Source organism: Vibrio sp. OPT41 (assembly GCF_015163595.1).
Lineage (GTDB): Bacteria > Pseudomonadota > Gammaproteobacteria > Enterobacterales > Vibrionaceae > Vibrio > Vibrio alginolyticus.
The window spans coordinates 46,155-53,383 of record NZ_JADDYH010000013.1; the positions used below are offsets into that span (position 1 = coordinate 46,155).

At 46.2% G+C, this 7,229-nt stretch carries 7 protein-coding genes; all 7 read left to right on the top strand.

All coding sequences use genetic code 11. The annotated features are described in order from the left end of the window. Positions 1-2: 2 nt before the first annotated feature. Positions 3-890 carry a MinD/ParA family protein gene (locus IQP38_RS03380; protein WP_005380498.1) on the top strand — a complete coding sequence of 296 codons (888 nt, stop codon included), beginning with the start codon at positions 3-5 and terminating at the stop codon, positions 888-890. Continuing rightward, positions 883-1,617 (top strand): RNA polymerase sigma factor FliA, encoded by a 735-nt coding sequence (locus IQP38_RS03385; protein WP_005380499.1) that lies wholly within the window; start codon positions 883-885, stop codon positions 1,615-1,617. Before IQP38_RS03380 ends, IQP38_RS03385 begins: the two co-directional genes overlap by 8 nt. A gap of 45 nt (positions 1,618-1,662) precedes the next feature. Then, a complete protein-coding gene (gene cheY, locus IQP38_RS03390; protein WP_017635949.1) occupies positions 1,663-2,031 on the top strand; it encodes a chemotaxis response regulator CheY in 369 nt (122 codons plus the stop codon). A 118-nt stretch (positions 2,032-2,149) separates the two neighbouring features. Then, positions 2,150-2,890: a protein phosphatase CheZ gene (locus IQP38_RS03395; RefSeq protein ID WP_005380502.1), complete on the top strand. Its 741-nt coding sequence runs from the start codon at positions 2,150-2,152 to the stop codon at positions 2,888-2,890. A gap of 9 nt (positions 2,891-2,899) precedes the next feature. Continuing rightward, a complete protein-coding gene (locus IQP38_RS03400) occupies positions 2,900-5,134 on the top strand; it encodes a chemotaxis protein CheA (RefSeq protein ID WP_193837310.1) in 2,235 nt (744 codons plus the stop codon). Positions 5,135-5,163: 29 nt separating this feature from the next. Further along, complete coding sequence (locus tag IQP38_RS03405) at positions 5,164-6,276, top strand: protein-glutamate methylesterase/protein-glutamine glutaminase (protein WP_025767174.1); 1,113 nt, start codon at positions 5,164-5,166, stop codon at positions 6,274-6,276. A gap of 8 nt (positions 6,277-6,284) precedes the next feature. After that, a complete protein-coding gene (locus IQP38_RS03410; protein ID WP_005380505.1) occupies positions 6,285-7,064 on the top strand; it encodes a ParA family protein in 780 nt (259 codons plus the stop codon). Positions 7,065-7,229 lie beyond the last annotated feature (165 nt).

Here is a 7,229-nt window from a genome sequence, read left to right on the forward strand (position 1 = left end):
CTATGACTGAGAATATGATACACGATCAAGCAAGCGGCCTCCGTCGCTTAACACAACCATCGTTGACCAAAGTGATTGCTGTTACTGGCGGCAAAGGTGGTGTGGGGAAATCAAACGTAACACTGGGTCTGGCGATTTGTATGGCTCGCCAAGGCAAGAAGGTGATGGTTCTCGACGCTGATTTAGGTCTGGCCAATGTGGACGTGATGCTCGGAATTCGTGCAAAACGTAATCTAGGACATGTCTTAGCGGGTGAATGTGAGCTAAAAGATGCGATTGTCGAAGGGCCTTATGGTATAAAGATAATTCCTGCAACTTCTGGCACACAGAGCATGACAGAGCTTTCTCACGCTCAGCATGCCGGACTCATCCGAGCATTTGGTAGTCTTGAAGACGAAATGGATGTCCTGCTGATTGATACCGCTGCTGGTATCTCTGACATGGTAATCAGTTTTTCGCGAGCAGCTCAAGATGTGGTTGTAGTTGTGTGTGATGAACCGACGTCAATCACAGATGCCTATGCATTAATCAAGCTGTTGAGTAAAGAACACCAAGTTCAACGCTTTAAAGTTGTAGCAAATATGGTCAGAAGCTACCGTGAAGGGCGAGAATTGTTTGCAAAGTTGACACTAGTCACAGAGCGATTCTTGAATGTTAGCCTTGAACTCGTAGCATGTATTCCATTAGATGATAAAGTACGACAGGCTGTAAAAAGACAAAAAATTGTCGTTGATGCGTTCCCACGCTCGCCTGCCGCTTTAGCTATCAGCTCACTAGCAAACAAAGCGTTGACGTGGCCACTACCGAAAACACCAAGTGGACACTTGGAATTTTTTGTGGAAAGGTTGCTAAATCGTACCGAATTCGCAGAGGACCCTTTTGGTGAATAAAGCGATAACCTATGACCAACATGGCAAATTTAATAGCCAGCAGGCGTTCATTGAACGTTATTCAGTGTTGGTTAAGCGCATTGCTCACCACCTACTAGGCCGTTTACCGCCGAGTGTTCAGGTAGAGGATTTAATTCAGGCCGGCATGATCGGTCTTATCGAAGCTCAGCAGAATTATGATGGTTCTAAAGGTGCGAGCTTTGAAACTTATGCAGGTATCCGTATTCGTGGCGCAATGTTAGATGACATGCGTAAAGGCGATTGGGTACCGCGTTCTGTTCATAAAAATAATCGAGAGATTAACCAAGCGATTGCGGAGCTGGAAGGCGAATTAAATCGAGATCCTACTGATTCTGAAGTAGCCACGCATCTCGGTATGACACTGGATCAATATCATAGTGCTCTTACCGATATCAACTGCTCAAAATTAGTCGGTATTGAAGATTTAGGCGTTTCTGATGATGTGATTTCACCGGCGGATGAAACCGATGACAGCAACCCATTCAAAGGGGTAGTTGATGAATCATTTCGAAAAGCACTGGTTGAATCAATAAAACAGCTTCCAGAGCGTGAAGCTTTGGTTCTTTCGCTTTATTATGATGAAGAACTCAATTTGAAAGAAATTGGCGATGTGTTAGGCGTAAGCGAATCTCGCGTAAGTCAAATACTGAGTCAAGCGATGCAACGTTTACGTACCAAGCTCAGTGCGTGGACACAAAATGACTAAAAACACTGATTTTACGATTCAGTGGAGGCAATTTTGAATAAAAACATGAAGATCCTTATTGTTGATGATTTCTCAACAATGCGCCGTATTGTTAAAAACCTGCTTCGTGACTTGGGTTTCAATAACACTCAAGAAGCGGACGATGGTTTAACCGCATTACCAATGCTGAAAAAAGGTGACTTCGATTTTGTTGTAACTGACTGGAACATGCCAGGTATGCAAGGCATCGATTTGCTTAAACACATCCGCGCGGATGCAGAACTTAAGCATCTGCCAGTTCTAATGATCACGGCTGAAGCGAAGCGTGAGCAGATCATTGAAGCTGCTCAAGCAGGTGTAAACGGCTACATTGTTAAGCCATTTACTGCTGCAACATTAAAAGAAAAATTAGATAAAATTTTCGAGCGTTTATAACTCTCTCTTTCTCTTTGTTATTCGAGTCATTCATACCAATTATTAAATACCTATTAAATGACTCGTTTAGCGTTTTCAAAGTGATAAGAAGAACTAAACGTAAAAGGGTCTATTCAGAATGATCTCACTAGAGCAGGCGAAGTCACTCGTTCAAATGCTAGAAAACGGGGAACAAGACCAAGCCAATATGCTTGTTGCCTCGATCTACGAAGGTGCCGATAACCCAATGCTGCAAGAAATTGGAGCGTTAACTCGAGACCTTCACGAATCACTCAAGCAGTTCAGTCTCGATCAGCGCATGACCGAAATTGCGAAAGACGAAATCCCTAACGCTAGGGATCGTCTCAATTATGTGATCGAGAAGACAGAGCTTGCAGCCAACAAAACAATGGATGCGGTCGACTGCTGCCTTCCTATCGCTGACAACCTGCATGATTGCCTTCTAAAAGTTCGTCCTCAATGGAATGAACTCATGCACGGGCGCATAGAATTAAGCGAATTTAAAGCACTGTGTCACCGAATCGACGGGCTATTAGTGCAAGTCGAAGGTGACAGCACTGAATTGCGCGGCCAATTGACCGAAATTCTCATGGCGCAAGACTTCCAAGACCTAACTGGCCAAATCATTCGCCGCGTAATTACGTTGGTTAATGAAGTTGAAGGCCGCTTAGTGGAAATCCTAACCGTATTCTCTGGAAATAAACTTGAAGAACACATTCAAGTTTTGTCAGAACCGGCAGATAAAAAGAATACACAAACAAGCGAAGCCGAAGGCCCGATTCTTCATCCAGAACTGAGAGAAGATGCGGTTTCATCGCAGGACGAAGTCGATGACTTGTTGTCCAGTCTTGGATTTTAAAGGTAACGTATGAGCTACGATTTAGACGAAGATATTCTTCAGGACTTTCTCATTGAGGCTGGGGAAATTCTCGAGCTGCTTTCTGAGCAGTTGGTTGAATTGGAAAATAACCCAGAAGACAAAGACTTACTTAATGCTATTTTCCGCGGGTTTCATACCGTAAAAGGCGGTGCCGGCTTCCTTTCATTGGCAGAGCTAGTCGATACTTGTCATGGTGCGGAGAACGTGTTCGACGTTTTACGAAACGGTCAACGCACGGTAACGCAAAACTTAATGGATACGATGCTAAAAGCCTTGGATACGGTTAATACCCAGTTCCAGGCTGTTCAAGATCGTGAGCCGTTAGAAGCTGCGGACCCTGAGCTTCTTGAAGAACTTCATCGTCTATGCAAACCTGAGTCAGAAGATGAAGTAGCGGCAACCGTAGTTGAAGAACCAGTGGCTACTCCAGAGCCTATTATTCCCGAGCCTATCATCGAAGAACCTGCTGCGCCGTCAGCACCATCAAGTGTCGGCTCTGTTGATGAAATTACCCAAGACGAATTCGAAAAGCTACTGGATGAGCTTCATGGTAAAGGTTCAGCGCCAGGCAACTCAATGTCTGCGACACCTACAACGCCATCTGAACCGCCTCAATCGAGTGCACCATCAGTTGAAAGTGGTGATATCACTGATGATGAGTTTGAACGCTTACTCGATGAACTGCACGGTGTAGGAAAAAGCCCTTCTACGGCAGAGGCTGCTGCATCTGTACCAGTAGAGCCACCTAAAGCGGCAGAGCCTTCCGCTCCAGTGTCATCTTCATCAAATCAAGACAGTGACTTAATGACGGACGAAGAGTTCGAAAAGTTACTCGATGAGCTACATGGTTCAGGTAAAGGTCCAACGCTAGAAGAATTGGATATGGCAACGAAGCCAGCTTCAGCAAACGTAGAGCAAAGCCCTGCGAAACCTGAGCCTGTTGCTAAGCCAACACCCGTTCAAGCAGCGCCAGCACCAAAGCCAGAATCTAAACCAGTCGCGGTAAAAGAAGAAGCCAAAGCACCAGCGGTTAAAAAACCTCAGGCTGAAGCAACCGTTCGTGTTGATACCTCGACGCTTGATACCATCATGAACATGGTGGGTGAGCTCGTATTGGTTCGAAACCGCCTATTAAGCCTTGGTTTGAATAGCGACAACGAAGAGATGTCCAAAGCGGTCGCTAACCTTGATGTGGTAACTGCGGATCTACAAGGCGCGGTAATGAAAACGCGTATGCAGCCAATTAAGAAAGTGTTTGGCCGTTTCCCACGCGTTGTCCGTGACTTGGCTCGTAACCTAAATAAAGACATCGTGCTAGAAATGCGCGGTGAAGAAACCGATCTCGATAAAAACCTTGTAGAAGCATTGGCCGATCCGTTGATTCACTTGGTGCGTAACTCGGTTGATCACGGTATTGAAATGCCAGACGCACGCGCGAAGGCCGGCAAATCACGTACAGGTAAAGTGATTTTGTCAGCATCGCAAGAAGGGGACCATATTGAACTATCCATCGTAGATGATGGTGGCGGTATGGACCCGAACAAACTGCGTGGCATCGCGGTGAAGCGTGGCATGATGGATGAAGATGCGGCGGCACGTTTAACAGATAAAGAGTGCTTCAACCTTATCTTCGCACCTGGTTTCTCAAGTAAAGATAAAATTTCTGACATCTCTGGTCGTGGTGTGGGTATGGACGTGGTTAAGACGGCGATCAATACCTTAAACGGTTCAATCGATATCGATTCTGAGCTAGGCAAGGGCACTAAGATTACGATCAAAGTACCACTAACGTTAGCGATTTTACCGACTCTGATGGTTGGTGTTGGCGGTCATCCGTTTGCTCTACCACTGGCTTCGGTGAGTGAAATTTTCCACTTAGATCTTAGCCGTACAAACGTGGTAGATGGTCAGCTGACGATCATTGTACGTGAGAAATCTATCCCGCTATTTTACTTACAAAACTGGTTAGCATCCAAATCGCAAAACGTCCAAGAGCGTACTGGTCACGGTCACGTGGTGATTGTACAGATTGGTAACCAACGCGTTGGTTTTGTTGTGGATACGCTTATTGGTCAAGAAGAAGTGGTTATTAAGCCACTCGATAATCTATTACAGGGCACTCCAGGTATGGCTGGTGCGACAATTACTAGCGATGGCCATATTGCATTAATTCTAGATGTGCCTGATTTACTTAAGCGATATGCTGCGGCTTCACGCCTTTAAGCAAAGCTGACGTTATTAAAAGGAATAAGATGGCGATTAAAGTACTAGTCGTTGATGATTCGAGTTTTTTCCGACGTCGCGTGAGCGAAATCATCAACTCAGAATCGCGCCTAGAAGTGATTGACGTTGCGGTAAATGGTAGAGAGGCGGTTGAGAAAGCCAAATCTCTCAAACCTGACGTCATCACGATGGATATTGAAATGCCAGTGATGGATGGCATTACAGCTGTACGTGAAATAATGGCCGCTGCTCCAACGCCAATTCTAATGTTTTCGTCCCTGACCCACGACGGGGCGAAAGCTACGCTTGATGCGCTAGATGCGGGCGCATTGGACTTCTTACCGAAAAAGTTTGAGGACATTGCGCGTAACCGTGAAGAAGCGGTGTCATTACTTCAACAGCGTGTGATTCAGATTGCCTCGAAGCGCGCTTTCATGCGTCGACCTATCGCTCGCCCAACAGCGAGTACCAGCACGACTACTCGATCATTAGGTTCAAGAACGGCTTCACCTGTGACTCCAACACCAACTCGACCTGCTGCGACAAAGTACCGTGCTTCTGGTAAGAAGTATCAACTGACGGCAATTGGCACATCAACAGGTGGCCCCGTTGCTCTACAAAAAATTCTGACGCGCTTGCCGATGAACTATCCGCATCCGATTGTATTGATTCAACACATGCCAGCAACGTTTACTGCTGCGTTTGCCAGTCGTTTGAACACCTTGTGTAAGATTCAAGTGAAAGAAGCACAAGATGGCGATGTGTTACAGCCCGGTGTGGCATACCTTGCACCAGGTGGGAAACAAATGATGGTGGATGGACGAGCGGGCGCTGCTCGTCTTCGCATTATTGATGGCGGCGATCGCATGAACTACAAACCATGTGTGGATGTGACTTTTGGTTCTGCCGCAAAAGTATATGGCGACAAAGTGCTCTCTTTAGTGTTGACAGGCATGGGTGCAGACGGTCGTGAGGGCGCTCGCATGTTGAAGTCTGCAGGCTCAACTATTTGGGCACAAGATGAAGAAAGTTGTGTTGTTTATGGCATGCCCCAAGCGGTTGCTAAAGCAGGCATTTCTTCAGAAGATTTACCGCTTGACCGCATCGCTGAACGCATGTTGGTGGAAGTTGGCCTAGCTTAGGATTCATCATGATTGTTTGGAGTGTAGCTAACCAGAAAGGAGGCGTGGGTAAAACCACCTCAACAGTGACATTGGCGGGCTTATTGAGCCAGAAAGGCCATCGAGTATTGATGGTTGATACTGATCCTCACGCCTCACTGACTACTTATCTCGGTTATGATCCTGATGCAGTAACTTCGAGCCTATTTGATTTATTCCAGTTGAAGACGTTTTCTCGTGAGACGGTTAAACCGTTGATTTTAGAAACAGAGCTGGAAGGAATGGATATCATTCCCGCGCATATGTCCCTTGCCACGCTTGATCGCGTAATGGGTAATCGCAGTGGTATGGGATTAATCTTAAAACGGGCGCTGCAAACTGTCTCACAAGACTATGATTATGTGTTGATTGACTGTCCGCCAATCCTTGGCGTGATGATGGTGAACGCGTTGGCAGCCAGTGACCGAATTTTGATTCCTGTTCAAACAGAGTTTTTGGCAATGAAAGGTCTAGAGCGCATGATGCGTACGCTAACCATTATGCAAAAATCTCGCCCGGGCGGTTTCAAAGTGACTATCGTCCCAACCATGTACGATAAGCGCACGAAAGCGTCATTGCAGACATTGATGCAACTGAAAAAAGATTACCCAAATCAAGTGTGGACCTCAGCGGTGCCTATTGATACCAAGTTCCGCGATGCCAGTTTAAAGCACTTGCCAGCTTCGCATTTTGCATCTGGTAGCCGTGGTGTGTTTGCCTATAAACAGCTACTGATTTACCTGGAGAGGTTGGCGTTCGATGAGCAGTAATGATGTGCTGTCCAGTGAACAAGCACTTGATGACTACTTTAATGCATTACTGGATGATGAAACTGAAATAACGACTCTTGAGGAAGACCTTGACCTGTTGGCTCAAGAGGTATCATCTGCAGAGCCAGAGCCAGAGCCAGAGCCAGAGCCAGAGCCAGAGCCAGA

What these genes read in the sequence shown, in the direction of transcription:
- IQP38_RS03410 (WP_005380505.1), top strand. Translation starts at nt 6,285, where the DNA reads ATGATTGTTTGGAGTGTAGCTAACCAGAAAGGAGGCGTGGGTAAAACC.
- IQP38_RS03380 (WP_005380498.1), top strand. Translation starts at nt 3, where the DNA reads ATGACTGAGAATATGATACACGATCAAGCAAGCGGCCTCCGTCGCTTA.
- IQP38_RS03400 (WP_193837310.1), top strand. Translation starts at nt 2,900, where the DNA reads ATGAGCTACGATTTAGACGAAGATATTCTTCAGGACTTTCTCATTGAG.
- cheY (WP_017635949.1), top strand. Translation starts at nt 1,663, where the DNA reads ATGAAGATCCTTATTGTTGATGATTTCTCAACAATGCGCCGTATTGTT.
- IQP38_RS03395 (WP_005380502.1), top strand. Translation starts at nt 2,150, where the DNA reads ATGATCTCACTAGAGCAGGCGAAGTCACTCGTTCAAATGCTAGAAAAC.
- IQP38_RS03405 (WP_025767174.1), top strand. Translation starts at nt 5,164, where the DNA reads ATGGCGATTAAAGTACTAGTCGTTGATGATTCGAGTTTTTTCCGACGT.